A 25,074-nucleotide genomic window follows, 5' to 3' on the forward strand; every position below is an offset into this window, starting at 1 on the left:
ACAGTGTCGCTGGCGCGGGCTATGCCCTGATCCATGATCGTGATCGCCGCATTCATTATTGGCGCAGCGATCGGCTGGATGCGCGCCGTGAAAGCCGGTGGCAGCCGCGCCGACAAGCTGCAATATGCCGCCGCCCACGCCCTGGCACTGACCGTGCTGGGTGTGTTCCTGACCGTGCTGATTTCCCGGATGACGTGATGTTTCGGCCCTTTCTCGACAGTCTGCGCAGGCACGGGGTGCCAGCCAGCCTGCGGGAATACCTGGACCTGCTGGCCGGGTTGCAGGCAGGGCTGTCGGACTGGTCGCCCGAAGGATTCTATCACCTTGCCCGCGCCACGCTCATCAAGAACGAGGCGCATATTGACCGATTCGACCGCGCCTTTTCCGAGGCCTTCTCGGGTCTTGAGGAAATCCCGGTCGAGGCGCTGGTGAATGAGGTCTCGATCCCCCATGAATGGCTGGAAAAGCTGGCCGAAAAGCTGCTGACCCCCGAAGAGCGCGCCGCCGTCGAAGGTGCCGGTTCCTTTGAAGAGTTGATGAAGCGCCTGCGCGAACGTCTGGCCGAACAGCGCGAGCGCCATCAAGGCGGTAGTAAATGGATCGGTACCGCCGGAACCTCACCCTTTGGCGCCTATGGCTACAACCCCGAAGGGGTGCGTATCGGCCAGCACGAAAGCCGCCACCGCCGCGCGGTCAAGGTTTGGGATAAGCGCGAGTTTCGCGACTTTGACGATTCGGTCGAGCTTGGCACCCGTAACATCAAGGTGGCGTTGAAACGGCTGCGGCAATGGGCCCGCCACGGCGCCACCGAAGAGCTGGACTTGCCCGGCACCATCCGTGCCAGCGCCGAGCACGGCTATATCGACGTCCAGACCCGGCCCGAACGTCACAATGCTGTCAAGGTACTGCTGTTTCTGGATGTCGGCGGCTCAATGGATGATCACACGCGGCTTGTCGATGAGCTGTTCTCGGCCGCCCGGGCCGAGTTCAAGCATCTTGAACATTTCTACTTTCACAACTGCATCTATGAGGCACTGTGGAAGGACAATCGCCGACGCTGGACCGAGACCACCCCGACATGGGAGGTCATCAACCGCTTTGGTCGCGATTATAAGGTGATTTTCGTCGGTGATGCCTCGATGTCGCCCTATGAAATCGCCATCCCAGGCGGCGCAAATGAGCACTGGAACCCCGAATCGGGCGAAGTCTGGCTGAAGCGGCTGCGTGAAACCTGGCCCGATCATGTCTGGCTGAACCCGGTGAAGCGGGCGGATTGGGACTATACCCGCTCGATCACCATGATCCGCGAGATATTTGAGGACCGCATGCAACCCCTGACCCTTGAGGGGCTGACTGAGGCGATGCGCCTTCTTGGCTGATCCGGCAGGGCGCTTCATACTGGTGCCATGCTGAAGTTTCTGCCGATCCTGCTGATTCTGCTGTACGCCCTTGCGATGTGGTTCTTTTCCACATGGCGGCTAAGGGCGATGCTGAACGCCCAGTCCACCCCGCTGACCGATCCCCGGCTGTTGCCTTTGCTTGAGCGGCTTGGGCGGGCGATGGATCTGCCCCGCATTCAGGCCCATGTCTATGAAGTCAGCATCGTCAACGGTTTGGCCGCACCAGACGGGCGCATCTTTCTGACCCGCGGTTTTCTGGACCGACTGGATCGCGGAGAGGTCACCGAGGCAGAGCTTGCCTCGGTCGTCGCGCATGAACTGGGCCATGTCGCCCACGGCCACACCCGGCGACGCATGATTGATTTTGCCGGTCAGAACGTCGTGCGAATGATGCTGGCGGGTATTCTGGGTCGGATCGTGCCCATCATCGGGGTATGGATCGCCAACCTTGTTACCAGTGCCATCGTCGCCCGCCTGTCGCGCAAAGACGAGTTCGAGGCCGATGCCTTTGCCAGCGCCCTGATGGTCAAGGCTGGCCTCGGCACCGAGCCGCAAAAGAACCTGTTTCGCAAGCTGCGCAGGCTGACCGGGACCGATACTGGCACCGCGCCCGCATGGCTGTTGTCCCATCCGCCGACCGAGGCGCGCATCGCCGCCATAGAAAAACTTGAGGCGCGCTGGGGCGTCAGTTGACTTGCCGCCCGTAGGGAATGGGATATTCTGCGAACACAAGCAAAAGTTTAGTTCATGACCCGACCCTTGCGCCGTCGCGTGCTTTACATCCCGGGCTATGACCCGATCCCGCCCCGCCGCTATCGCGAGCTGTACAAGCGCGAAGGCACGGAACAGGCGCGCATTTCGGGTTATGAGCTTGGTTTCGGCGCACGCCGCGACCGTAAGAATTTTGGCTGGGGCGTCACCGGCCAGTTCGGTGACCAGCGGATCGAAACCGAATTCGAGGTCCTTGTCTGGGCTGATATCGTGCAGGGCTCGATGGGTCAGGGCATCCTGACCACTTATGGCCAGCTTCTCCGCACCGCCTGGGCCTATATCGGCTCGGGCGCGCTATTCAGGCTGATGCGGCTGCGGCGCGGGCCGGTCATCGCCGCGCTTTATCCGGTTGTGGTGCTGCTCGTGCAACTGCTGGTTTCGGTCCTTGCCGGGGTGCTGGTCGGTTGGGGGCTTGGGCACCTGACGACCCTTGGCTGGTGGCTGGGTCTGCCGGTGGCGCTGGCGCTGACCTGGGGCGGCCTGCATCTATGGCGGCGCTTTGATGGCAAGATCTTTGCCTGGTATCTGATGCATGACTATGCGTTTACAGCGCAAAATCAGGGGGCTTACCCCCCGGCACTGGAAAAGCGCATTACCCGGTTCGCCGACCGCATCGCCGAGGTTCTGGCCGATGACTGGGACGAAGTTCTGGTCATCGGCCATAGCTCGGGGGCCTATCTTGGCATCTCGGTTCTGGCGGACCTGATCCGCTCGGGCCGGGTGCCAAAGGGGGGGCCGCAGCTTTCTTATCTGTCGCTTGGCCATGTCGTGCCCATGGCTTCGTTCCTGCCGCGTGCGAACCGGTTACGCGCCGATCTGCGCTATCTTTCGGCACGGGATGAGCTGGACTGGATCGACGTGACCGCTCCGGGCGATGCCTGTTCCTTCGGGCTTTGCGATCCGGTTTCGGTCTCGGGGGTCGAGCCGGCCGACCGCCGCCACCCGCTGATCCTTTCCGCAGCCTTTGCCCAGACCCTGTCGCCGGAAAAGCGGCGCGAGCTGCGCGGTCGCTGGTTCCGGCTGCACTTTCAGTATCTCTGCTCCTTCGACCGGCCCGGAGATTACGACTATTTTGCCATCACCGCGGGGCCGCTGACGCTTGCACAGCGATTTGCCGGGCGCGGGCATTCGCCCGGCCGCATCGCGCGCGCCGTCAATCGCTGGACCAAGACATGATTCCACCAAAACCAAAGGGGCGGCAGGGCCGAGGCTCGGTCTGGCGCTTTATCCGGGATTTTCGCCGCGACATCCTGTCCGCGCAATCTGACCGTCTTTATCGCGGATGGATGGCCGAGTTCCGCGGTCCCTTCGTCCACAGCTTTACCTGCAACGACCCCGCGCTGATCGACCTGATCCTACGCAAGCGGCCGATGGATTTTCCGAAATCGCCGCGTATGGCCGCTGGTCTGCAACCGCTGCTTGGCAATTCGACCTTCATTTCGAATGGTGAGACATGGCTGCACCAGCGCCGCATCATCGACCCTGCCTTTGAGGGCGGCCGCCTGCGCGAGACATTCCCGGCGATGTGGGACGCGACCCAGGCCGGCGTCGCACGCCTTGCCCCCCTGGCCGACGGGGCAGATATCGACATCGAGCCCCAGACCAGCCATATCGCCGCCGATGTGATCTTTCGCACGCTGTTTTCGATCCCGATCGAAGATCAGATCGCAGCGCAGGTTTTCCAGGCCTTTCGCGAACATCAGGATGCTCAGCCCATGGTCAATCTGGGCGGGCTGATCGCCCTGCCCCGTTGGGCACGGTTCCACAGCCGTCAGGTGCGCGAAACGGCGCGTCGCATCCGTGGCCTGATACGTCAGCTTGTCTCGGCCCGCGCGGAACAGATCGACGCAGGCACTGCCCCGGATGATCTGGCGACCAAGATCATGACCACGCCCGATTCGCAGACCGGCCGCATCTTTTCGCAGGCCGAAATGATCGACGAGGTCGCAACCTTTTTCCTGGCCGGGCATGAAACCAGCGCCTCGGCTCTGGCCTGGGCGCTTTACCTTCTGGCCGAGCACCCGGACTGGCAAGAGCGTCTGGCCGAAGAAGCGCGCCAGAACCTTGCCCCCGATTTCTCTGCCATCCGTAGTCTGCCGCTTGCCCGCGCCGTATTTCGCGAGACGCTGCGGCTTTATCCCCCGGTCGCCATGACAGTGCGCCAATGCCGCCGGCCCGAGACGCTGCGCGACCGCAAAGCTCCGAAAGGGGCGCAGCTGGTGCTGTCGCCCTGGCACCTGCATCGCCATGAACGGTTGTGGGACGACCCGGACGGTTTCAACCCCGCACGCTGGGAGACCGAGAACGGCAAGACCTGTCTGCGTGACGCCTTTATCCCCTTTTCGGCCGGGCCACGCGCCTGTCCCGGCGCAGGTTTTGCCATGATCGAAGGGCCGTTGATCCTGTCGGCACTGTTACGCGCCTATCGGCTGGAGCCGGGGCAAGAGCGGCCGGTCCCGATCATGCGCCTGACCCTGCGGGGTAAAAACGGCATCCACATCCGCCTGACGCCACGAGAGGCAAAAGAGAGGACGGCGAAACAGGCCTGAAGCCCCCTCGCCCCCGCATCTGCGATCAAAGCCGGTAGATCGCCGAGAACTTGTCCTCAAGATAGTCCAGCAACGGCTTTTCGCTGATCTCGGCACCGGTGGCGCGCTGCAGCAGCTCGCGCGGCGGATAAAGGCCGCCATGGCGCTGCAAGTTCTCGCGCAGCCACTCGACGGCGGGGTCGGCCTCGCCGCGCGCCAAGGCCTCGTCCAGATCCGGTACCGCCGCACGCAGCGCGGCATGCAGGCACCCGGCATAGACGTTGCCCAACGCATAGGTCGGGAAATAGCCGAACAGCCCGACAGCCCAATGCACGTCCTGCAAGACGCCGTTTGCAGGACGGTCCACCGCCACCCCGAAATCATTAAGGAAACGGGCGTTCCAGGCCTCGACCAGATCCTCGACATCCAGCCGGCCCGAAATCAGGTCACGCTCAAGATCAAAGCGCAGCATGATGTGCAGGTTGTACTGGATCTCATCTGCCTCGGTCCGGATAAAACCGGGGGTGACGCGGTTCGCGGTCTCATAAAAGGCATCGGCGTCGGACACCGACAACCCGCCAAAGGCATCCGACATGCGCTGATAGAGCCAGCCGGTAAACGCACGGCTGCGGCCCAGCTGGTTCTCATAGATCCGGCTTTGGCTTTCATGCACGCCCATCGAGACGCCGCGCCCCAGCGGGGTAAAGGCGTGATCGCTGTCAATGCCCAGCTCATAACTGGAATGGCCGACCTCGTGGATGGTCGAATACAGACAGTTGAACGGGTCGGATTCAACGACGCGTGTCGTAATACGGCTGTCCTGCCAGCGCCCCGAGCTAAAAGGATGCACGGCGATATCCAGCCGCCCGCAGGTCCAATCATAACCAAAGGCAGTTGCACAGGTCCGCGCCAGCCTCATCTGGGTCTTAAGCGGAAAGTGCCCGGTCAGCGGTTCGGGCTGATGGGCCGCGCCCAGCACATCCTCGCGCAGCGCGACAAGACGCGGGCGCATGGCGTCGAAAAGCGCCGCGATCTCGGCCTGTGTGGTGCCGGGTTCGTAATCGTCCAGCAGCGCATCATACAGATCACCGCCATCGGCAAGCGCAGCCGCCTCTTCGCGCTTGAGCATCAGGATGTCGTTCAGAACCGGCAGGAAATCTTCTGGCGCGTCCTTGGCGCGGGCGTCGGCCCAGATCCCCTGCGCAAGCGAAGTCTGCCGCGCCAGCTCGGTCGCCAGACGTGACGGAATGCGCGAGGCGCGGCGATAGTCGCGTCCGATCAGTTCAAGGATGCGGGCATCCTCATCGTCCTCAGCCTCGGCCCGATCCAGCCATTCGCCGATGCGCGGGTCGGTGCGGCGCTCGTGCAGAACGGCCTCCATCGCCGCCATTTCCTCGGCGCGCTGCTCGACCGCGCCGCGAGGCATGACTGTTTCCTGGTCCCAGCCAAGGCGCTCGGCGACCGAGGACAGCGCCTCAATCTGGCGCTGAAATGCGAGAAGATCGTCAAAAGCGCTCATCGGACAGTCCCCCGGACCGAAGTTTCATAAGGATAGCGCGCATGGTGACGCGCACGCAGGATCAGCGTGAACAGTGCCACGGCACCGATCTGATGCGCCAGCGCCAAAGGCAGGGGCGAGGCATGCATGACATTCATGATGCCCAGAAGCACCTGTACCGCCAGCGCGACGATCATCACCCCGTAGGCGCCGCGGGTTGTCGGATGGGGCGAACGGCGGGCCCGCAGGAACACCACCACGGCAAACACCGTCAGCAGATAGGCGACCATACGGTGGATGAATTGCACCAGCGCCGGATTTTCAAAAAAGTTGCGCCAGCCAAGCGTCTCATTCCAGATCTCGGCGGGGATCCATTCGCCACCCATGGTCGGCCAGCCGGTGTACATGCGGCCCGCATCGATACCGGCAACCAGAGCACCCAGAAGGATCTGGACAAAAGCCAGATGCATCAGCCCGGTGGTCATCGAAAAAAGCTTGACCTCGCCCGCACGGCGAGCCCTGAGCAACGCGGCCTCGCTGCGCGAAAGGGACAGCACCAGCCAAGCGATCAGGCCAAGGATGGCAAAGGCCAGGCCCAGATGCACCGCCAGCCGGTATGACGCGACGCGCACCACGTTGCCCGACAGGCCCGAATGCACCATCCACCAGCCGATCGCACCTTGCGCGCCCCCCAGAACACCAAGCAACAGCAGGCGCGGTGTCCAGCCCGCCGGAATGCGCTGCGTCGCCAGAAAGATCAGAAAACCGGTCGCCCAGATCAGGCCCACCAGCCGCCCCAACAACCGGTGCGACCATTCCCACCAATAAATGTGTTTGAATCCCGCCAGATCCATATCGGGGTTTTCGATCCGGAACTGGGGGATCTGCTGATATTTGTCGAACTCAGCCTGCCATGCGGCCTGATCCATGGGTGGCAGCGCACCCGTCACCGGCTTCCATTCGGTGATCGACAGACCCGAACCTGTCAGCCGCGTCGCCCCCCCCAGCGCGATCATTGCCGCGACCAGGATGAAAAGCACGATCAGCCAGGCGCGGATCGCACCGCGCGCGCCCCGGGGGCCGGCGTCGATCATACCGCCCGCCGGCGGCGTGCTGCGCGGGGTCGTCTCGGTGACTTCCTGAAAGACGGGACGTCTTGCCATGTCAGCTTCCTTCTCGATCGGGCGCGACCTTGACCCGCGCGCGCCCGGAAATCAATCAGCCGCGGCGGATCAATTGCCGCAGCATACCGTGAAAGATACGGGTGTCGGCACGGGTCAGCGGCAGGCGCGACCACATGTTGCGCAATGTCAGCTTCATCGCTGGTGCCTTTTCGGGCGGAAAGAAGAAACCGGCGTCAGCCAGACGTTCCTCCCAGTGGTCCGCCAGCTTCTCGATCTCAAGCCGCGTCGCGGAAACCTCGCCATCCGGCCGCCGGCCATGGGGCGCTGGTTCAGGCGGCAGGCTGTCGCGCGCCCATTCATAGCCGGTCAGCAGCACCGCCTGCGCAAGATTGAGCGAGGCGAACTCGGGGTTCACCGGCACGGTGATGATGGCATTGGCCCGCGCCACATCCTCATTTTCCAGCCCCGCACGTTCCGGGCCAAAGATCACCGCGACCCGGCCACCCTGCCCCACGCGACTGCGGGCATCGGCCATTGCATCTGCCGGCGTCAGCACGGGCTTGGTCAGTTCGCGCCCGCGTGCGGTGGTGGCATAGGCGTAATCCACATCCTCCATCGCCTCGGCCAGCGTCGCAAAGACCCGTGCGCGGTCAAGCACCCGCCCCGCCGCGCCCGAGGCCATAGCCACGGCACGCGGGTTCGGCCAGCCGTCGCGTGGCGCGACAAGGCGCATGTCCGTCAGGCCGAAATTCAGCATGGCGCGCGCTGCTGCGCCGATGTTTTCGCCCATCTGCGGGCGCACGAGAATGATCGCCGGTTCCATGGTCGCGGCCATAACCTTCTGCGCAACTACTGGCAAGGCGCGCAGGGCTGCGCTATCTGCTGTCGAAACTGAGGGATGACAGCGCCATGACAGACCAGCCCAATACGCCGCAACTCTACCTGATCACCCCGGTCGGCGCGGCCGCCTCGACGCTGGGGCCGCTGCTGGCCGAGGTCATGGACCGCTTTCCGGTCGCCTGCCTGCGCATCCCCGGCGCGGGCACCGAAGAAGAGCTGGGCCGCATCGCCGATCTTGCCCGCGAGATTGCCCATGCCCGCGATGTCGCCGTGGTGATCGAAGATCACGTCCTGCTTGCGCAGCGCCACGGCCTTGACGGTGTGCATCTGACCAATGGTGCGCGCGGTGTTCGTCACGCCCGCAAAGAGCTTGGTCAGGACGCAATCGTCGGCACCTTTTGCGGGGCGTCGCGCCATGACGGCATGAACGCGGCCGAGGCGGGCGCGGATTATGTCAGCTTTGGCCCCTGCGGCGCCACCGCGCTTGGACATGGGGAACTGGCGCCGCTGGACCTCTTTCAATGGTGGTCCGAGATGATCGAGATCCCGGTTGTTGCCGAGGGCGCGCTGACCCCTGCGCTGATCGGCCAGCTTGCCCCCGTCACCGATTTCATCGCGCTTGGGGCCGAGATCTGGTCGCAGCCGGACCCGGTCGAAACGCTGGGCAATCTCTGGCGCTGAGGGGGCATGGCGGGCTCTGACCCGCTTGCGGTCAAGCCTGCCTCTTGCGCAGCGCCATGACGCGGCCTAAAGGCTGGCCATGACCCAGCATCAGCGCCTTCTCATCATCGATTTCGGCTCCCAGGTCACGCAGCTGATTGCGCGCCGCTTGCGCGAGCTGAACATCTATTGCGAAATTCACCCGTTCAACGCGGTCGATGACGCCTTCCTGAAAAATTTCGCCCCGCAGGCGGTAATCCTGTCGGGCGGCCCCTCCTCGGTCACCGAGGCCAATTCACCCCGTGCACCGCAAAGCCTGTTCGATACGGGCGTGCCCGTCTTTGGCATCTGCTACGGCCAGCAGGTGATGATGGAGCAGCTTGGCGGGCGCGTCGAATCGGGCCACCACGCCGAATACGGCCGCGCCTTTATCACCCCGGCCGAGGGGCATCGCGATGACGGGATCTTTGCGGGCCTGTTCTCTTCGGGCCGTGAAGAGGTCTGGATGAGCCACGGTGACCGCGTGACGCAGATCGCGCCTGGCTTTGAGGTGATAGGCACCTCGCCCAACGCGCCCTACGCGATGATTGCGGATCAATCGCGCAAATTCTTTGCCGTCCAGTTCCACCCCGAAGTGCACCACACCCCGAACGGGCGGCAGATGCTGGAAAACTTTGTCCGCATGGCGGGCTTTACCGGCGACTGGACGATGGCCTCGTACCGGCAAGAAGCGATCCGCAAGATCCGCGAGCAGGTCGGCGACCGCAAGGTCATCTGCGGCCTTTCCGGCGGCGTCGACAGTTCAGTCGCAGCGGTGCTGATCCATGAGGCGATCGGCGACCAGCTGACCTGCGTCTTTGTCGATCACGGGCTTTTGCGGCTGAACGAGGCCGAAGAAGTCGTGAAAATGTTCCGCGACAATTACAATATCCCGCTGATCCATGCCGATGAGAGCGAACTGTTCCTGTCTGCGCTTGAAGGTGTCAGTGACCCCGAGGTCAAGCGCAAGACCATCGGCAAGCTCTTTATCGACGTGTTCCAGAAATACGCGAGCCAGATCGAGGGCGCCGAGTTTCTGGCTCAGGGCACGCTCTATCCCGATGTGATCGAATCGGTCAGCTTCTCGGGCGGACCTTCGGTCACGATCAAGAGCCACCACAACGTCGGCGGCCTTCCCGAAAAGATGGGCCTGAAACTGGTCGAACCCCTGCGCGAGCTTTTCAAGGATGAGGTTCGAGCCCTTGGCCGCGAACTTGGCCTGCCTGATCAGTTCATCGGCCGCCACCCCTTCCCCGGCCCCGGGCTTGCCATTCGCTGCCCAGGCGAGATCACGCGCGAAAAGCTTGAGATCCTGCGTAAAGCCGACGCGGTTTTTATCGACCAGATCCGCAAGCACGGGCTCTATGACGAGATCTGGCAAGCATTCGTTGCGATCCTGCCGGTGCGGACCGTGGGGGTGATGGGCGACGGGCGGACCTATGATTATGCCTGCGCGCTGCGCGCGGTGACCTCGGTTGATGGCATGACGGCGGATTATTATCCCTTCACCCACGAGTTCCTGGGTGAGACCGCCACGCGGATCATCAACGAGGTCAAGGGCATCAACCGCTGCACCTATGACATCACCTCGAAACCGCCGGGAACGATTGAGTGGGAATGATTTTTGCTTATCCGTGGGTATCCGAAAATACGCTGCAGCACGCTGTTACCCGTTGGTAAAAAAAGAAAAATTTGGTCGGCACCTATCCGCTGCTATCGGTGTGTAAAGGTCGGCGATGACGGACCGCCTGACGGGTCTCTCGCATATTGATCAGTTGTGAAAACGAAAGTACCGTCAAGGGTGAGCAGGCCTTTGACGGTATTTTTCCTCGATAACGCTTTGTAAAAGCAGCGAATTTTCCGCCAAAGCTATCCAGAAGCCGCATGACGGTACTTTTTTGGAGGTGGCGCGGAGATGCTAACGGATGCGGCAATCAAGGCTTTGAAGCCTCAGAGCAAAGTGTACAAAGTTGCGGATCGGGATGGCATGTATGTGCGTGTCATGCCGTCCGGTGCGATATCGTTTCGCCTAAACTATCAGCTGAACGGCCGTCGCGAAACCGTTTACCTCGGGAAGTACGGCCGCGATGGCATCTCACTGGCTTGCGCTCGCGAACTCTGTATTGATGCAAGAAGGGCCGCCAGCGAGGGGCGCTCCCCCGCGATCGAAAAGCAGCGTGAGAAGAGACGCCTGAAGGAAGCAAAGAGCTTCGGAGAATTCAGAGAGAAGTGGCTCGTCAACGCGCCGATGGCTGACAGCACGCGGACAATGAGGCGGTCGATTTTCGAACGAGAGCTGCTTCCGGTTTGGCGCAATCTGGACCTGTCGCGGTTTCGTTCCGGTCTTCTGAGAGCGATGCTCTCCCCAAAGGAGACAGGATATGGCAGCGACACACAGCGCGGAATTCAAACGGGATGCGGTTCGCATTGCACTCACCAGCGGCCTGACACGGCGTCAGGTTGCGTCTGATCCTGGCGTCGGCCTTTCGACGCTTGGCAAGTGGATACGGGCGATTTCCGCTGAGGCGAAGATGCCGGAACGGGATACCGGTCTTCTTCGTGAGAACGAACGGCTGCGCAAAGAGAACCGCATACTGCGCGAGGAGAGGGAAGTACTAAAAAAGGCGGCTCAGTTCTTCGCGGCTCAAAAGCCGTGAAGTTTCAGTTCATTGCCGGCTATCGTGGCAGCCTTTCTCGCCGCCATCTCTGTCGCATGATGGGCGTAACGGATCGCGGGTTGCGCGCGTGGCTGCGCAGGCCCGTCCATCGGTCAGCGGCGCGATATGGTGATCCTGGCCCATATCCGCGAACAGCATCGGCTGAGCCTGGGCAGCTACGGCAGGCCGCGTATGACCGAGGAGCTGAACGAGCTGGGCCTGCGGGTCGGACAGCGCCGGGCAGGCCGTCTGATGCGCCAGAATGGCATTCGCATCATCCGCAGCCGGAAGTTCAAGCGCACCACCGACAGCGATCACGCCTTCAATATCGCGCCGAACCTCTTGCAGCATGACTTTTCGGCGAGTGCCCCGAACCAGAAGTGGGCGGGCGACATTACCTACATCTGGACGCGTGAGGGCTGGGTTTATCTGGCCGTCGTCATCGACCTGTTCCCGAGGCGCGTGATCGGGTGGGCCATCAGCAACCGGATGAAGCAGGATCTGGCGATCAGGGCGCTGAACATGGCCGTTGCCCTGCGCCGCCCGCCACCCGGCTGTATTCACCACACGGATCGCGGCGCGCAATACTGCGCCCATGACTACCAGAAGCTTCTGCGCAAAAACGGGTTCAAAGTATCAATGAGCGGCAAGGGCAATTGCTATGATAATTCGGCCGTCGAAAGCTTCTTCAGGTCGCTGAAGGCAGAATTGGTCTGGAGGCGCGACTGGCCCACCCGGCGTGATGTCGAGATTACCCTCTTCGAATACATCAAAGGCTTCTATAACCCACGCCGCAAACTCTCAGCCCTCGGCTGGAAATCACCCGCGGCCTCCGAACAGAGGGCCGATTAACATGAGCACCTCACCGGAACGAAACCGCCACAGGTCCACAGAGCCCCGTCCACACACTGGGAATGTCGTGGATCTCCTCTCTCGATAAGGCGATCTGGTATGCTGCTCATCACGCCTCGTACTACGATCCCCCCGATTATGCGGTTTACGTCACCACCATCTCGGTCAGCGAAATCTATTGCTGCTTGGACCACTACGACCACGACTGTATCGCCCAAGCACCCGGTTTCTATGGCATGACAGATGGTACGACTTGAACCTGATGCCCCATGTTCAGCCCTCGATACCATGCTGCTCCTGATCGGGTGATCATGGTATTGAATTTGTATAATAAATTGTTATATAATGATTTTTATGGAAGGTGCGCGGCTTTTTGAGCATGGTACTTTTGAAAGGAAACCCAATCCGACCATGCTGGCTGATATCAAATGGCTGACGTTACCCGCGATATGTGTCGAGCTACCTTCGAGCGCGGGCTTAAGCCGAAGTTCGGTAGCCAGAAGCTCACAGAAATCACCCATGAAGATTTACGGGCGCTGACTGATGCGATTGTGGAACGCGGGGCACCGGCAACGGCCGCGCTTTGCCGCGAAATTGTGATGCAGGTCTTCCGTTGGGCTATGGAACGCGGCCAGAAGGTTGAGAACCCAGCCGATCTGGTGCGCCCCTCGACCATCGCCAAGTTCGAGCCGCGAGATCGAACACTGACGCCGGATGAAATCGGCTTGATGTACCAGTACACCAAGCGCATCGGCACGACGCCATCCATTCGCGCGGCCGCCAAGCTTCTGCTGCTATCCGTTGGTCCAAAGCAAACAGCCCTCTACTCCGGAATCCGGCCATTTCCTGGGGGGAGCTTCCAGAGGATGCCGGAAACCGTCTGAAATATCAGAAATTTTTCTTTCTATAATATCTAGCGATTTTATCGTGAAAAATTCGCCGGATCGTGTTAACCTCGAGTCACGGCGCAATCCTGCGCAGTCTGTTTGGAGGACCTCAGATGATCCGCAAACCAAGCAACAGCGAAGTAAAACAAGCCATCTTTGACGAGCGCCGGGCGCTCAAGGCGGCTGCAGATATATTTGATGATCGGGGCGCAGTCAGCCTGACAGACCAGGACAGCGTTCCCGTAGCCCGGCCAAGCTGGGAACAGCAATACGACGCGCTCAGCAGGTAACCAAAGGGCGGCGGGGGTGACCTCGCCGCCTCGTAGGCTTGACCGCACACCGCCTATCTGATCACCACCTCATCCGGCCTCAGAACGCCCAGCATGGCTCTGGCCCGCTCATCAAGCAGGTCCAGGTCGAGGTAATGATCCGATAACCTTCTGGTCAGGTTACGCAGCCGGTCCACCTCAGCTTGCAACCTGTCCCGCTCGGCAACAAGCTCACGCGTTTCGGCCATGATCTGCATACGCTGCAGGACCCCCGAGGGGCCGTAAATGGCTGCATGAATGAAATAGGCGCCAACCAACATCATCACGACAAAAAACATGACGGCGCCAAAAGAATGGCTCTGTTTCATGTCCTGCTCTTCTGCTGTGGCGCTATTCTGCCCAGCTTTGGCAACTGGATCAACCATGACACCAGAACGCAGAGCACATTGAAGGCGGGCCTCAGAGGCCGCTCTTATCGGCTAAGGCAAGGCAATCAAAACAGAATGGAAATCCGCCTCACTGCGATGTGGGCAGATCGTCTTTGATCAATCTTATTAATCAGATGAGGGATTTTGGTAGCGGAGGAGGGATTTGAACCCCCGACACAAGGATTATGATTCCTCTGCTCTAACCAGCTGAGCTACTCCGCCACGGGTGCGTGCGATTTACGGTGCCTAGCGGGGGGCGTCAAGGGGCCGAAAGCAGGTTTTTGGAAGTTTTTGCCGCGATCTGTCACGCGATGGGAAAGCGGGTCCGGCTCGTCGAAATCTGCCCGGTCCAAAGGTACAAAAACAATCGACGCCCCTACCCCCAGCCGGAGTGGGACGTTGGGATTGTTGCTGGAATTAAACGTTTTGCCCTTACAGCGAGATGCCGTGGCGACCAGCAAGGTCGGTAAAGAACTGCCAGGCCACGCGGCCAGAACGCCCGCCACGCGTCGCCTGCCATTCGATAGCCCCGGCACGCAGCTGCTCTTCTGCAATCCGCAGCCCATAGGCGTCGCAATAACCGCGAACCATGGCAAGATATTCGTCCTGCGAACAGGGGTGAAAGCCCAGCCACAACCCGAAACGATCTGATAGAGAGACCTTTTCTTCGACCGCTTCGCCGGGGTGGATGGCCGTCGAGCGTTCATTGTCGATCATATCGCGCGGCATCAGGTGCCGCCGGTTCGAAGTCGCGTAAAGAATCACGTTCGTCGGGCGCCCCGAGATGCCGCCGTCCAGCACCGCCTTAAGCGATTTGTACTGCGTATCGTCGTGACTAAAGGACAGATCGTCCGAGAACAGAACAAAGCGCCGGTGCTTGGCACGGCCCAGAATCGCCAGCAGCCGCCCGACAGACCCCAGATCCTCACGTGCGATCTCGACCAGCACCAGCGGCAGGCCCTGACGCACCGCCTCGGCATGGACCGCTTTGACGAGCGAGCTTTTCCCCATCCCGCGCGATCCCCAGAGCAGCGCGTTGTTCGCGGCATGCCCGCGGGCAAATTGCAGCGTATTGGCCAGCAGCACGTCGCGCGCCCGGTCAATGCCGATCAGCTGTACCAGTTCGACTCGGCTCACTTCTTCGACCGGCTCAAGCCGGTCAGGGTCGGGATGCCAGACATAGGCGGTCGCTTCGGCAAAGCTGGGCTCGGGGGCCGGCGGCGGCGAGACGCGTTCCAGCGCCTCGGCGATGCGCAGCATGATTTCGTCAGACATTGACTTCCTACTCTTCAAGTTCACGTTTGCGCTCGATCCGGCGAACAAGGAAGATCGAAATCTCGTAAAGCCCGTAGATCACCGAAAAGAGCACGATCTGGCTGATGACATCGGGAGGCGTAACCATGGCGGCCAACACCAGAATCACCACGATGGCATAACGCCTTACGCTCGCCAGCCCTTCCGAGGACACGAGCCCCGCCTTACCCATCAGCGTCAGTGCCACAGGCAGCTGGAAAGACAGACCAAAGGCAAGAATGAACTTGGTGGTCAGGGTCAGATATTCCTCGACCGAACCTTGGAAGACAATACCAGCCCAGGGCTGCTCGGCCGAGGCCGTGGCCTGGGCCGCAGCACCCGCCGCCCCGGCAGGATCGTCCGGCAGGGCCAACGGCCCCTGCTGGAAGCCCAGGAAGAAGTCAAAGGCCCAAGGCAGGATGATGTAATAGGCAAAGGCCGCGCCACAGATGAACATGATCGGCGAAGCGACCAGAAACGGCAGCAGAGCGTTCTTTTCGCTGCGGTACAGGCCCGGAGCGACAAAACGCCAAAGCTGGTAGCCCACCACCGGGAAGGCCAGCACAAAGCCGCCAAAAAAGGCGATGCGCATGGCGACAAAAAAGCCTTCCTGCAGTTTCAGCAGGATCAGGCCACAAGTCTGGCTGCGCTTTTCAAGGGCGTAACAGATCGGCTGGGTCAGGAAATCAAAGATCGGGTTCCAGACGAAATAGCACAGCACCATCGCCACGACAAAGGCCAGCACCGACCAGATCAGCCGGGTGCGCAGTTCGGCCAGATGCTCGATCAGCGGGGCGGAGGTATCGTCGATATCTTCTGACTTGGCAGATTTCATCGCCACGGAACGGCTCTCCTGTTGTCAGTCTGGTCAGGCCCGATCCGAACGGCGCACGGCATGCAGGCGGCGGCCACTGGTGGCGGAATCACTGTCTGTCGCCTCTGTGGGCAACGGGGCCGAGACACCCGGCGCGGGCGGCAAAGCGTCATTTCCTTCGACAGCGGGATCGGGCGGCCGGGGCGCGGCGGGATCGGGCGTTGGCCCTTTCTGCGCGGCATCTGCCCTGGTGGGGGTCAGCGGGTCCCATTTCTCGAACCGCTCGGTCGCGCGCTCCAGCGCATCAAGCCCAAGGGCGCGCTTAGATCCAAGCCCCTTGACCTCTTTCAAGGTCTTTGCAGCATCATCAAGGCCAGAGGATTTGGCCGCATCCTCCATCGCGCTGCTGAACTCGCGCGCCATCGAACGGGCACGCGCAGTCAGCCTGCCCAGCGTATGAAACAGCTTGGGCAGATCCTCAGGGCCGATGACGATCAGCGCCACAACGCCGATCAGCAAAAGCTCGCTCCAGCCGATATCGAACATGACCTTTGAGCCGGAAGATCAGAGCTTGTTCGTATCGTTTGGCGTCACATCGCGCAGCGTGCTGTCAGCAGCAATGCGGGCGCGCTCGGCTTCCAGTTTGGCGCGTTCGGCGGCCAGTTCGGCGCGGGCGCGCTCGATATCGTCGGCGGTGTTGACCTGCTCAAGCTCTTTGGTTTCGCCGCGGGCAGCCGCGTCGATATCCTCAGCGCCTTCCTTGACGCCTTTCTTAAAGGCGGTGATCCCCTTGCCGACCTCGCCCATCAGTGACGAGACCTTGCCGCGCCCGAAAAGAACCAGAACGACGATTGCGATGAGCAATAGCGCCATGGGTGAAGGTGCGTGCATCTATTTACCTCCGTGGCAGGCCCCTGTGGACCTTGCGGTGCATCTATCTGTCCCGATATAGGGCGGGATCGCCTTGATCGAAAGCCCCAAACGCGTGATTGCGCGGTGCAAAGCCGGTCGGGTGCCTGTGCCCGCTTCCCCCATCCGCGCTTCTGCGCAATACTGACTTTCATGGAAATTACCCAGATCATCAGCGCCTTCGTCACGCTTTTTGTCGTGATTGACCCGGTGGGCCTTGCGCCCCTGTTCATCGCCCTGACCCGCGGCATGTCGTCCCAGAGGCGGCGCCGAATCGGCCGAAGGGCACTTGTGATCGCCGCCATTCTGCTGACGCTTTTTGGCCTTGCGGGCGAGGCGATCCTGGCCGGCATCGGCATCTCGTTATCCGCGTTCCGCATCGCGGGCGGGCTTTTGCTGTTCCTGACCGCGCTCGACATGCTGTTTGAGCGGCGCACCGAACGGCGCGAGGGTCAGGCGCGTGATGATGACGACGACCCCTCGGTCTTTCCCCTGGCCACACCGCTGCTTGCCGGACCGGGGGCGCTGGCGAGCATGGTGCTGCTGGTCGGACAGAACCCGAGCCCGGCCCATACGCTGATGATCCATCTGGTCATGCTTGCAGTTCTGGGCATCGCGGCAATCCTTTTCTCGATGGCCGGGCCGATCGGTAAGGTGCTGGGCCGGACGGGAACCATGGTGGTCACGCGACTTTTCGGCATGTTACTTGCCGCCTTGTCGATCCAGTTCGTGATCGACGGCCTCAAGGGGTCAGGACTGGTGTAATGAGTGATGATTTCGGACGTTTTGCCTATCTGGCGCTGCTGCTCGTCGTGGTCGGCGGCTATCTGGTGACCGAATTGCGCAGCCGCCCCGGACAGGCCACCCGGCAGGCCGTGGCATGGGGACTGATTTTTCTGGGGGTGATAGCGATTGCCGGGTTGTGGGACGATATCCGCAACGCCATCTCGCCTCAGGCGCGGATGCTGGAGGGCAACCGTATCGAGGTTCCCGTCGGCAACGATGGCCATTACCACCTGCAGGCCGAGGTAAACGGGACTCCCATTCGCTTTGTCATTGATACCGGGGCAAGCACGATAGCACTTGGGCCACGCGACGCGGCACGGGTTGGCATCGATACCGAAAGCCTTGCCTATGCTGGTCAGGCCCGCACGGCGAATGGCCTTGTCGAGACGGCGACCGTGCTGCTTGATTCGGTCGCCATCGGCGATATCCGTGACAGCCGGGTTCCGGCGGTGGTGCTGCGATCCGACCTGGAGCAATCGCTGATGGGCATGTCCTATCTGTCCAAATTCGCCCGGGTCAGCATCGAGGGCGGCCGGCTCGTTCTGGAGCGCTGACCGCCCGGTTTACTGCTTGCGTTCCCAGCGGCCACCGGCCTCGGACCAGTATTCCGCGGTCACGCCTTCGGCCTTGAGCACACGCCATTGTGCCCTTGCGCGTTCAAGTGCCCCGGGGTCGTTACCGTCAAAGACGATGCAGGCACGCTCAAGCTCCTGACATTCGGCGCTTGTCACTTCGGCCCCGTCAACCGCGATCAGGCAACGCACCTCGTTGGCCGCCGTTTGACCTTCGACCGTCAGCAGCACCGGTTGGCGCGCGTCGTGCGGACCTCCGGCAAGGCCATGGGGCAAAAAGCCCTCGCCCAGCCACAGCGCCTCATCAAGCATCACCTGCCGGGCGCGGTCCCTGCCCCGCAGCTCGACCCGCCATCCGGCCTGCAGGCTTTTGCCGATCAGCATCGGCAAAAGCTGCACCGGGCCCGAGCGGGTCAGATGATAGAACAGGGCCGATCCCATCAGCCCTGCTTCTCGAAGCGATCACGGACCAGCCGGTCCAGCGTCATCACGCCCCAGCCGGACGCGCCCTTGGGCGCAAGCGCCGTACCCGAAGGCGGCAAAGCCACCCCGGCAATATCAAGATGCGCCCAAGGCGTTTCCTTCCGCACAAAGCGATTAAGGAACTGCGCCGCGGTGATCGAGCCAGCAGGCCTGCCGCCGGTGTTCTTGATATCGGCCAGACGGGAATCGATCTGCTTGTCATAAGCATCGCCCAGCGGCAGACGCCACAGCCCCTCGCCCTCGGCTCTGGCGGCGACAAGCAGGGCGGCGGCGAAAGCATCGTCGTTCGAGAACAGCCCCGCATTCTCATGCCCCAGCGCGATGATGACAGCCCCGGTCAGCGTCGCCAGATCGACAATGGCCGCAGGCTGAAAGCGTTCCTGCGCATACCAAAGCACATCCGCCAGCACGAGGCGGCCTTCGGCATCGGTGTTGATGACCTCGATCGTATCGCCCTTCATCGAGCGGACGATATCGCCTGGACGCTGGGCGCGGCCATCGGGCATATTCTCGACCAGACCGACCAGGCCGACCACATTCGCCCTGGCCCGGCGCAGGGCCAGCACCCGCATGACCCCCGCAACAACACCCGCGCCGCCCATATCCATGGTCATCTCCTCCATGCCGCCGGCGGGCTTGATCGAGATGCCGCCGGTGTCAAAGACGACACCCTTGCCGACCAAAGCCAGCGGCGGCTCTTCCCCACCACCATTCCAGCGCATCACCACGACCTTTGAGGGGCTTTCAGAACCCTGCCCCACGGCCAGCAGCGCACGCATGCCCAGCCGCTCAAGCTCGTCCTCGTCCAGCACTTCGACCTCAAGCCCCAGTTCACGCATTGCAAGCAGGCGGTCGGCAAAGTCGCTGGTGGTCAGCACATTGGCCGGCTCATTGACGAGATCGCGGGTGAAGAACACCCCTTCGGCCAGCGCCGCTCCGTCAGCCGAGGCGCGGGCGAGGACTTCGGGGTCCTTGTGCATAAAGGTCACCCGGCCGCGCGCGGTTCCGGTCGCCCCGTCCTCACCCTCTGCGCCGTCACCCGATTTCTTTGACTTATAGGCCGTGAATTCATAGGCGCGCAGCGCCAGCCCCAGCGCCACCTCGGCCGCGCCCGGGTGATTGTCGGCCAGAACCAGCGTCTCATCCTTGCCCAGTTTCGCACCGATGCTGGCGCCTGCCGCACGCGCGGCCGGCACATCGGCATCCTTCGGCAACAGGACGATTTGCAGCGCATCAGCCTTCAACCCGGCGGGAAAGGCGAGTTCAAGCGCCTTGCCGGGCTTGACCGCCTTCCACGCGTCCGATGCAAATGCCCGCATCAGCGCCTCGCGCGTCGGGCGCGGCAGGCCCGTGGGCAGCCGCCCGGCCCCGGACACAAGAATAGCGATGCGGCCGGACCGCTCTGCCAGCCCCGCGACATTCATTGCCGTGAAAGAAATTTCGACGGGATGCGTCATAGCCCTGCCCCTTGCATTGTTCCTATGGGCGGAAACTAGTCACGCACATGCGCCTTGACCAGAGCCAGGGCTTTCCCAATGCTGGCGCAGCGGCTAATCAGTCGAAATCCGAGCCTCGTGAAAGCCACCATGCCGCGCATTGACCGCTATATCCTGTCGCAATTCATGACCCTGTTCGGGTTCTTTGCGCTGGTGCTGGTTTCTGTCTATTGGATCAATCGGGCCGTGTCCTTGTTCGAGCAACTGATCTCGGATGGGCAGACTGCTCTGGTCGTGCTGGAATTCACCGCCCTGACCCTGCCCCTTGTCATATCGGTTGTGCTGCCCATCGCGGCCTTTGCCGCCAGCGCCTATGGCACCAACCGGCTGGCATCGGAATCAGAGCTTGTGGCGATGCAGGCAACCGGCATGTCTCCCTGGCGGCTGGCACGGCCGGTCCTGGTTTTTGGTGTGCTTGTCGGGCTGATGGTGGCGCTGCTGGTCCATGCCGTGGTGCCGATGGCACGCGGACGGCTGGCCGACCGGCAGGCCGAAATCGCACAGAATGTCACCGCGCAATTCCTGCGCGCAGGCGCGTTTCAATATCCGGTCAAAGGGGTCACGCTATATATCCGCGACATTGCCGCGGACGGGCGGCTCATGGATTTTTTCCTTGAGGACGCGCGCGACCCCAACAACCAGGCCACCTATACCGCGACCGAGGCGCTGCTGGTCAGGACCGACGCCGGGCCACGGCTGGTCATGATGCGGGGCATGGTCCAGAACCTGCGTCGTTCGGACGGGCGGCAAAGCCTGTCGGTGACGCGTTTTTCCGAACTGGCCTATGACCTCGGGACGCTGATCGACACCGGAGGCAGCCGTCGGCGCGACCTGCGCGCCTATTCGACGCTGCGGTTGCTTGATCCCGACCCAGAGTTGCTGGCCGCGACCGGTGCCACCCCCGACAAGGCGCTGGCCGAGGCGCATGAGCGGCTGTCGAAACCCTTTCAGGCCCCCGTCGCCGCGCTGCTGGGATTTGCCATGCTGCTATTGGGCGGGTTCAGCCGCTTTGGCGTCTGGCGGCAGGTGATCTGGGCTGTGATCGCATTGATTGCAGTACAGTTCCTCGCTACGGCGGCCGAGAATCAGGTTGCGGGCAATGCGGCACGCTGGCCGCTGATCTATGTCTCGCCACTGCTGGGGGCGCTGATCTGCGTCGTGGTGCTGTGGCTTGCCGCGCGCCCAAGGCGGCTGCGCAGCCCGGCACAAACCGGCGAGACGAAGGAGAGTGCGGCATGATCCTGTCTACCTATGTCGCACGGCGCTTTCTGCGCATGCTGGTGATGATTGCATTGATCTTTGGCGCGATCCTGTTTCTGATCGACATTGTCGAGCAGATCCGACGCTTTTCGGATGAAAACATCGGCCTGTCCGGGGCGGCCGGACTGTCGCTGCTGAATATCACCGCAAGCTTTTATTCGATCCTGCCGCTGATCACGGTGCTGGCGGGCATCGCGCTGTTTCTGAGCCTTTCGCGCAGCTCAGAGCTTGTGGCGATCCGCGCCTCGGGCCGGTCGGCGATCCGGGTGCTTTGTGCCCCGGCAGTCACGGCGATTCTGGCCGGGATGCTGGCCGTCGCCGTTCTGAACCCGGTAGTGGCAGCAACCACGAAACGCTACGACGATGCGGTCGAGCGGATGCGCAGCGGAGGCGGCCAGACGGTCAGCGTCGGCGATAACGCAGTCTGGCTGCGTCAGGCCCTGCCCGTCCAGAATGGCGAAAACGGCGGCGAAACCGAGGGGCAGGTCGTCATCCGCGCCAGCCGCGCAAGCCCTGATGCGACAACCCTTTATGACGCGACCTTCATGGTATTTTCGCCCGAATCCGGGCCGACGCGCCGTATCGACGCCGCCACCGCCCGGCTGACCCGCGGCGCGTGGGAGCTGACCGACACCAAGGAATGGCCACTGACCCAGCCCAACCCCGAGGCGATGGCCCGCAAGGCACCCCTGCTTGAACTGCCGACCGATCTGACCGCCGCCCGTATCCGCGACAGTTTCGGCCGGCCCGAGGCAATTCCGGTGTGGCAGTTGCCCGCCTTTATCCGCGGGCTTGAACGTGCAGGATTTTCAGCCCAACGCCATAAGGTATGGCTGCAAATGGAACTGGCCCGCCCGCTGCTGATGGCGGCGATGGTCGCCATTGCGGCGGTGTTCACCATGCGGCATATGCGCGGGCGCAAGATGGGACTTTTGGTGCTTGGCGCCTTTGGTTGCGGCATCGGCCTGTTTTTCCTGCGCAACCTCGCGCAGGTTCTGGGTGACAATGGCGGCATTCCTCCGGCTTTGGCTGGCTGGGCACCCCCCATAGCGGCGCTGCTTTTTGCCTATGGGGCGCTTTTGCGGCTGGAGGATGGTTGATGGCGGGCAGGCATAAGCGACATCGTGGCAGACCGTCGGCACGCGCGGCCTTGCTGGCGGCCCTGCTGCCCGGCGCGGCGCTGGGACAAAGCCTGACGCCCGAAGGTCAGACTCTGCCGGTCTATGGTCAGACCGAAGAGGTACAGAAAACCCCTGCCGGACCCGCACTGGCCCCGACCGAATCACCCGATCAGGCCAGGCGCTTTGCAGATGGAACCGAGGCATCGCACACCCCGGTCGTGTCTGTCAGACCGGGTTCTGTCCGTATCACCGGCAGCGGCGAAGAGACCGCGGCCGATCCGGCAACGCTGCTCGCCGATGAGGTGATGCTTAGCGCCGATAGCAAGCTGACCGCTTCGGGCGGGGTGGTGATCTGGTACCGCGGCGCGCGGCTGGTCGCCTCACGCGTGGTCTATGACAATGCTACCGGCGCGGCAGTGATCGAGGGGCCTATCCATCTGACCGAGCCTGCCCGCTCTGGCACGCCAGATGAGACCATCCTGATCGCTGACAGCGCACAACTGGACCCCAACCTTCAGGATGGCATTCTGCGCGGCGCACGGCTGGTTCTTGCCCGCGAAATGCAGATGGCCGCGCGTGAGATGCGCCGCAGCGAAAACGGCAATGTCACCCGGCTTGACAATGTCGTCGCCTCAAGTTGCCAGATCTGCGCCGAGGACCCGATCCCGCTGTGGGAGATCCGGGCCCGTTCGATCACCCATGACCGCCGCACCCGCAAGCTGCATTTTGAACGCCCGCAACTGCGCGCACTTGGCCTGCCGGTCGCGACCCTGCCCTGGCTGACCGCCCCCGACCCCAGCGTCGAGCGCATGACCGGATTCCTGCGACCGCAGTTCCGCACCACCTCGGGGTTGGGCTTCGGGATCAAGCTGCCTTATTTCATCACGCTTGGCGATCATGCGGATATTACGCTGACCCCCTATGTCGCGGCCAGCCGCACCTCGACGCTGGAACTGCGCTATCGCCAGGCCTTCTCGAATGGCGCGATGGAATGGAACGGCGCAATCTCGCGCGATGATATCGAACAGGGTCACACCCGCGGCTATCTGTTTGGCGGCGCCCGGTTCGAACTGCCACGCGGCTATATGCTGGGCCTGCAGATCCAGATGGCGAGCAACCGCGCCTATCTGCTGGATTACGACATTTCCGAAGCTGACCGGCTGTGGAGCGGCCTTACCCTTGACCGCGTCCGCCGCGACCGGATGGTCATGGCCCGGATCGGCAATTACGAATCGCTGCGCGATGACGAACCCGAGGCCGCGACCCCCACCATGGTAGCCGATGCGCTGTGGAAACGGCGCTGGACGCCGGAGCGGATCGGCGGGATCGCAAATCTGGAATGGTCCCTGCACGCTCATCGTCGGTCATCCAGCGAAGACGGCGAAAGCGGGCGCGACATGGCCCGTGGTTCGGTCTCGCTTGGCTGGCTGCGCAGCGCCATCCTGCCCGGCGGGCTGGTCGGCACAGTCCAGACCCAGGCCAATGTCGATTTCTACCGCATCAATCAGGACAGTGCCTATGAGGACTGGGTGATGCGCGCCGACCCGGTTCTGGCGGCCGAGCTGCGCTGGCCCCTTGCCCGCCATTCTGGCGGCGTTACCCATATGATCGAACCGGTCGCCCAGCTTATCTGGTCCCCTGACAGGGATGACGACGACGATGTCCCGAATGAGGACAGCCGGCTGATCGAATTCGACGAAGGCAACCTCTTTTCGCTGAACCGCTTCCCGGGCCGGGACGCACGCGAATCGGGCTGGCGCGCGAACCTTGGCCTTAGCTGGACGCGAATCGATCCGGCAGGCTGGTCGGTCGGGATGACGGCGGGACGGGTTTTCCGCTCAGATGCCGATCCGGCCTTTGAAAATAGCGGGCTCTTGGGCGGCCACCGCTCGGACTGGCTGCTTGCGGCGCATTATTCGGGGGCGAACGGGCTTGCCATCTCGAACCGCGCGCTTTTCGATGACAGTTTCTCGATCAGCCGCAATGAGCTGCGTCTGGGCTGGTTCCGGCCCGGGCTTCAGGTCTCGGCCGGGTATCTCTGGTTTGATTCGGATGAAAGCGAAAGCCGGCCCGATGATGTGTCCGAACTTACCATGGCCGGTGGCTGGCAGATCGCCGACGGCTGGTGGGCGACGACCGAGACGCGCTATGACTTTACTGCGGACCGGGCCCAGAAAGCGCAGTTGGGGCTGGAATTCCGCAATGAATGCATGACAGTCGAGATGTCGGTCGAGCGGCGTTTCACCTCATCCGAAGAGTTGCGGCCCGACACCCGTTTCGACCTTGGCATCCGGCTTGGCGGCTTTGGTCGGCAAAAGCCCGGTCCGGGAACGGTGGCGCGTCGCGCCTGCCTGCGCTAATGTCCGGCAAAACCATGCGGCGAGGGA

Annotated in this window: 25 protein-coding genes, 1 tRNA gene and 1 pseudogene; 16 read left to right on the forward strand and 11 right to left on the reverse strand. The window is 62.4% G+C overall.

The window, feature by feature from the left end:
• Positions 1–33: 33 nt before the first annotated feature.
• Genes M511_RS08710 through M511_RS08730 form a run of 5 tightly spaced genes read left to right on the forward strand, consistent with a single transcriptional unit; the run spans position 34 to position 4,720 of the window.
• On the forward strand, positions 34–198 hold the full coding sequence (locus M511_RS08710; RefSeq protein ID WP_010396755.1) for a hypothetical protein: 165 nt from the start codon (positions 34–36) through the stop codon (positions 196–198).
• Positions 198–1,379 carry a vWA domain-containing protein gene (locus tag M511_RS08715; protein ID WP_085501950.1) on the forward strand — a complete coding sequence of 394 codons (1,182 nt, stop codon included), beginning with the start codon at positions 198–200 and terminating at the stop codon, positions 1,377–1,379. Before M511_RS08710 ends, M511_RS08715 begins: the two co-directional genes overlap by 1 nt.
• A 27-nt stretch (positions 1,380–1,406) precedes the next feature.
• Positions 1,407–2,093, forward strand: coding sequence for a M48 family metallopeptidase (locus tag M511_RS08720; protein WP_010396760.1), 687 nt, complete (start codon positions 1,407–1,409; stop codon positions 2,091–2,093).
• Positions 2,094–2,147: 54 nt separating this feature from the next.
• Positions 2,148–3,347, forward strand: a complete 1,200-nt coding sequence (locus tag M511_RS08725) for a hypothetical protein (RefSeq protein WP_085501951.1) — start codon at positions 2,148–2,150, stop codon at positions 3,345–3,347.
• Positions 3,344–4,720 (forward strand): cytochrome P450, encoded by a 1,377-nt coding sequence (locus M511_RS08730; protein ID WP_085501952.1) that lies wholly within the window; start codon positions 3,344–3,346, stop codon positions 4,718–4,720. Before M511_RS08725 ends, M511_RS08730 begins: the two co-directional genes overlap by 4 nt.
• Before the next feature lie 25 nt (positions 4,721–4,745).
• Here M511_RS08730 and M511_RS08735 read toward each other — a convergent pair whose 3' ends face one another.
• From M511_RS08735 to M511_RS08745, 3 genes are read right to left on the reverse strand one after another with little or no spacing between them, the layout of a single operon-like run.
• Positions 4,746–6,218: a carboxypeptidase M32 gene (locus M511_RS08735; protein WP_085501953.1), complete on the reverse strand. Its 1,473-nt coding sequence runs from the start codon at positions 6,216–6,218 to the stop codon at positions 4,746–4,748.
• On the reverse strand, positions 6,215–7,360 hold the full coding sequence (ctaA, locus tag M511_RS08740; protein ID WP_085501954.1) for a heme A synthase: 1,146 nt from the start codon (positions 7,358–7,360) through the stop codon (positions 6,215–6,217). Before ctaA ends, M511_RS08735 begins: the two co-directional genes overlap by 4 nt.
• Before the next feature lie 55 nt (positions 7,361–7,415).
• Positions 7,416–8,156: an RNA methyltransferase gene (locus M511_RS08745; protein ID WP_085501955.1), complete on the reverse strand. Its 741-nt coding sequence runs from the start codon at positions 8,154–8,156 to the stop codon at positions 7,416–7,418.
• A 74-nt stretch (positions 8,157–8,230) separates the two neighbouring features.
• Here M511_RS08745 and M511_RS08750 point away from each other — a divergent pair, with 74 nt between their 5' ends.
• From M511_RS08750 to M511_RS08775, 6 genes and pseudogenes are all read left to right on the forward strand, one after another.
• Complete coding sequence (locus M511_RS08750; RefSeq protein WP_010396778.1) at positions 8,231–8,842, forward strand: thiamine phosphate synthase; 612 nt, start codon at positions 8,231–8,233, stop codon at positions 8,840–8,842.
• A 79-nt stretch (positions 8,843–8,921) separates the two neighbouring features.
• Positions 8,922–10,481, forward strand: a complete 1,560-nt coding sequence (guaA, locus tag M511_RS08755; protein WP_085501956.1) for a glutamine-hydrolyzing GMP synthase — start codon at positions 8,922–8,924, stop codon at positions 10,479–10,481.
• Between the two features lie 294 nt (positions 10,482–10,775).
• Positions 10,776–11,330: an integrase arm-type DNA-binding domain-containing protein gene (locus tag M511_RS08760; protein ID WP_217809590.1), complete on the forward strand. Its 555-nt coding sequence runs from the start codon at positions 10,776–10,778 to the stop codon at positions 11,328–11,330.
• Positions 11,242–12,369, forward strand: a pseudogene (locus M511_RS08765) (IS3 family transposase). Before M511_RS08760 ends, M511_RS08765 begins: the two are co-directional and overlap by 89 nt.
• A 428-nt stretch (positions 12,370–12,797) precedes the next feature.
• Positions 12,798–13,253, forward strand: a complete 456-nt coding sequence (locus tag M511_RS08770) for a tyrosine-type recombinase/integrase (RefSeq protein WP_441339019.1) — start codon at positions 12,798–12,800, stop codon at positions 13,251–13,253.
• A gap of 116 nt (positions 13,254–13,369) precedes the next feature.
• Entirely contained in the window at positions 13,370–13,546 is a 177-nt protein-coding gene (locus M511_RS08775) for a hypothetical protein (protein WP_010396787.1), read from the forward strand.
• 53 nt (positions 13,547–13,599) lie between these two features.
• On the opposite strand, the gene M511_RS08780 is transcribed toward M511_RS08775, so the two are convergent.
• The 6 genes from M511_RS08780 to M511_RS08805 form a co-directional block, all read right to left on the reverse strand.
• Positions 13,600–13,893, reverse strand: a complete 294-nt coding sequence (locus M511_RS08780; protein ID WP_010396789.1) for an FtsB family cell division protein — start codon at positions 13,891–13,893, stop codon at positions 13,600–13,602.
• 205 nt (positions 13,894–14,098) lie between these two features.
• Positions 14,099–14,175, reverse strand: a tRNA-Met gene (locus tag M511_RS08785).
• A 210-nt stretch (positions 14,176–14,385) separates the two neighbouring features.
• Positions 14,386–15,228 (reverse strand): ATP-binding protein, encoded by an 843-nt coding sequence (locus M511_RS08790; protein WP_085501957.1) that lies wholly within the window; start codon positions 15,226–15,228, stop codon positions 14,386–14,388.
• 7 nt (positions 15,229–15,235) lie between these two features.
• A complete protein-coding gene (gene tatC / locus M511_RS08795) occupies positions 15,236–16,081 on the reverse strand; it encodes a twin-arginine translocase subunit TatC (protein WP_010396793.1) in 846 nt (281 codons plus the stop codon).
• Between the two features lie 33 nt (positions 16,082–16,114).
• Positions 16,115–16,606, reverse strand: coding sequence for a Sec-independent protein translocase protein TatB (gene tatB / locus M511_RS08800; RefSeq protein WP_010396795.1), 492 nt, complete (start codon positions 16,604–16,606; stop codon positions 16,115–16,117).
• Positions 16,607–16,624: 18 nt separating this feature from the next.
• A complete protein-coding gene (locus tag M511_RS08805) occupies positions 16,625–16,951 on the reverse strand; it encodes a twin-arginine translocase TatA/TatE family subunit (RefSeq protein WP_010396798.1) in 327 nt (108 codons plus the stop codon).
• 171 nt (positions 16,952–17,122) lie between these two features.
• On the opposite strand from M511_RS08805, the gene M511_RS08810 reads away from it, so the two are divergent.
• On the forward strand, positions 17,123–17,734 hold the full coding sequence (locus tag M511_RS08810; RefSeq protein ID WP_010396801.1) for a MarC family protein: 612 nt from the start codon (positions 17,123–17,125) through the stop codon (positions 17,732–17,734).
• Positions 17,734–18,309 carry a retropepsin-like aspartic protease family protein gene (locus M511_RS08815; RefSeq protein WP_085501958.1) on the forward strand — a complete coding sequence of 192 codons (576 nt, stop codon included), beginning with the start codon at positions 17,734–17,736 and terminating at the stop codon, positions 18,307–18,309. Before M511_RS08810 ends, M511_RS08815 begins: the two co-directional genes overlap by 1 nt.
• 9 nt (positions 18,310–18,318) lie before the next feature.
• Here the strand turns inward: M511_RS08815 and M511_RS08820 are convergent, their stop codons facing one another.
• Together M511_RS08820 and M511_RS08825 are read right to left on the reverse strand one after the other, a co-directional pair.
• Positions 18,319–18,768: a DNA polymerase III subunit chi gene (locus M511_RS08820; RefSeq protein WP_010396811.1), complete on the reverse strand. Its 450-nt coding sequence runs from the start codon at positions 18,766–18,768 to the stop codon at positions 18,319–18,321.
• Complete coding sequence (locus M511_RS08825; protein ID WP_010396814.1) at positions 18,768–20,267, reverse strand: leucyl aminopeptidase; 1,500 nt, start codon at positions 20,265–20,267, stop codon at positions 18,768–18,770. Before M511_RS08825 ends, M511_RS08820 begins: the two co-directional genes overlap by 1 nt.
• Positions 20,268–20,396: 129 nt before the next feature.
• On the opposite strand from M511_RS08825, the gene lptF reads away from it, so the two are divergent.
• Genes lptF through M511_RS08840 form a run of 3 tightly spaced genes read left to right on the forward strand, consistent with a single transcriptional unit; the run spans position 20,397 to position 25,047 of the window.
• Positions 20,397–21,545, forward strand: a complete 1,149-nt coding sequence (gene lptF, locus M511_RS08830; protein WP_085501959.1) for an LPS export ABC transporter permease LptF — start codon at positions 20,397–20,399, stop codon at positions 21,543–21,545.
• Complete coding sequence (lptG, locus tag M511_RS08835) at positions 21,542–22,666, forward strand: LPS export ABC transporter permease LptG (protein WP_085501960.1); 1,125 nt, start codon at positions 21,542–21,544, stop codon at positions 22,664–22,666. Before lptF ends, lptG begins: the two co-directional genes overlap by 4 nt.
• A complete protein-coding gene (locus M511_RS08840; protein WP_085501961.1) occupies positions 22,666–25,047 on the forward strand; it encodes an LPS-assembly protein LptD in 2,382 nt (793 codons plus the stop codon). Before lptG ends, M511_RS08840 begins: the two co-directional genes overlap by 1 nt.
• Positions 25,048–25,074: the final 27 nt, after the last annotated feature.

The organism is Paracoccus sp. J56 (genome assembly GCF_019633685.1).
GTDB classification, from domain to species: Bacteria; Pseudomonadota; Alphaproteobacteria; order Rhodobacterales; family Rhodobacteraceae; genus Paracoccus; species Paracoccus kondratievae.

What these genes read in the sequence shown, in the direction of transcription:
- M511_RS08710 (WP_010396755.1), top strand. Translation starts at nt 34, where the DNA reads ATGATCGTGATCGCCGCATTCATTATTGGCGCAGCGATCGGCTGGATG.
- M511_RS08715 (WP_085501950.1), top strand. Translation starts at nt 198, where the DNA reads ATGTTTCGGCCCTTTCTCGACAGTCTGCGCAGGCACGGGGTGCCAGCC.
- M511_RS08720 (WP_010396760.1), top strand. Translation starts at nt 1,407, where the DNA reads ATGCTGAAGTTTCTGCCGATCCTGCTGATTCTGCTGTACGCCCTTGCG.
- M511_RS08725 (WP_085501951.1), top strand. Translation starts at nt 2,148, where the DNA reads ATGACCCGACCCTTGCGCCGTCGCGTGCTTTACATCCCGGGCTATGAC.
- M511_RS08730 (WP_085501952.1), top strand. Translation starts at nt 3,344, where the DNA reads ATGATTCCACCAAAACCAAAGGGGCGGCAGGGCCGAGGCTCGGTCTGG.
- M511_RS08735 (WP_085501953.1), bottom strand. Translation starts at nt 6,218, where the DNA reads ATGAGCGCTTTTGACGATCTTCTCGCATTTCAGCGCCAGATTGAGGCG.
- ctaA (WP_085501954.1), bottom strand. Translation starts at nt 7,360, where the DNA reads ATGGCAAGACGTCCCGTCTTTCAGGAAGTCACCGAGACGACCCCGCGC.
- M511_RS08745 (WP_085501955.1), bottom strand. Translation starts at nt 8,156, where the DNA reads ATGGCCGCGACCATGGAACCGGCGATCATTCTCGTGCGCCCGCAGATG.
- M511_RS08750 (WP_010396778.1), top strand. Translation starts at nt 8,231, where the DNA reads ATGACAGACCAGCCCAATACGCCGCAACTCTACCTGATCACCCCGGTC.
- guaA (WP_085501956.1), top strand. Translation starts at nt 8,922, where the DNA reads ATGACCCAGCATCAGCGCCTTCTCATCATCGATTTCGGCTCCCAGGTC.
- M511_RS08760 (WP_217809590.1), top strand. Translation starts at nt 10,776, where the DNA reads ATGCTAACGGATGCGGCAATCAAGGCTTTGAAGCCTCAGAGCAAAGTG.
- M511_RS08770 (WP_441339019.1), top strand. Translation starts at nt 12,798, where the DNA reads ATGGCTGACGTTACCCGCGATATGTGTCGAGCTACCTTCGAGCGCGGG.
- M511_RS08775 (WP_010396787.1), top strand. Translation starts at nt 13,370, where the DNA reads ATGATCCGCAAACCAAGCAACAGCGAAGTAAAACAAGCCATCTTTGAC.
- M511_RS08780 (WP_010396789.1), bottom strand. Translation starts at nt 13,893, where the DNA reads ATGAAACAGAGCCATTCTTTTGGCGCCGTCATGTTTTTTGTCGTGATG.
- M511_RS08790 (WP_085501957.1), bottom strand. Translation starts at nt 15,228, where the DNA reads ATGTCTGACGAAATCATGCTGCGCATCGCCGAGGCGCTGGAACGCGTC.
- tatC (WP_010396793.1), bottom strand. Translation starts at nt 16,081, where the DNA reads ATGAAATCTGCCAAGTCAGAAGATATCGACGATACCTCCGCCCCGCTG.
- tatB (WP_010396795.1), bottom strand. Translation starts at nt 16,606, where the DNA reads ATGTTCGATATCGGCTGGAGCGAGCTTTTGCTGATCGGCGTTGTGGCG.
- M511_RS08805 (WP_010396798.1), bottom strand. Translation starts at nt 16,951, where the DNA reads ATGCACGCACCTTCACCCATGGCGCTATTGCTCATCGCAATCGTCGTT.
- M511_RS08810 (WP_010396801.1), top strand. Translation starts at nt 17,123, where the DNA reads ATGGAAATTACCCAGATCATCAGCGCCTTCGTCACGCTTTTTGTCGTG.
- M511_RS08815 (WP_085501958.1), top strand. Translation starts at nt 17,734, where the DNA reads ATGAGTGATGATTTCGGACGTTTTGCCTATCTGGCGCTGCTGCTCGTC.
- M511_RS08820 (WP_010396811.1), bottom strand. Translation starts at nt 18,768, where the DNA reads ATGGGATCGGCCCTGTTCTATCATCTGACCCGCTCGGGCCCGGTGCAG.
- M511_RS08825 (WP_010396814.1), bottom strand. Translation starts at nt 20,267, where the DNA reads ATGACGCATCCCGTCGAAATTTCTTTCACGGCAATGAATGTCGCGGGG.
- lptF (WP_085501959.1), top strand. Translation starts at nt 20,397, where the DNA reads ATGCCGCGCATTGACCGCTATATCCTGTCGCAATTCATGACCCTGTTC.
- lptG (WP_085501960.1), top strand. Translation starts at nt 21,542, where the DNA reads ATGATCCTGTCTACCTATGTCGCACGGCGCTTTCTGCGCATGCTGGTG.
- M511_RS08840 (WP_085501961.1), top strand. Translation starts at nt 22,666, where the DNA reads ATGGCGGGCAGGCATAAGCGACATCGTGGCAGACCGTCGGCACGCGCG.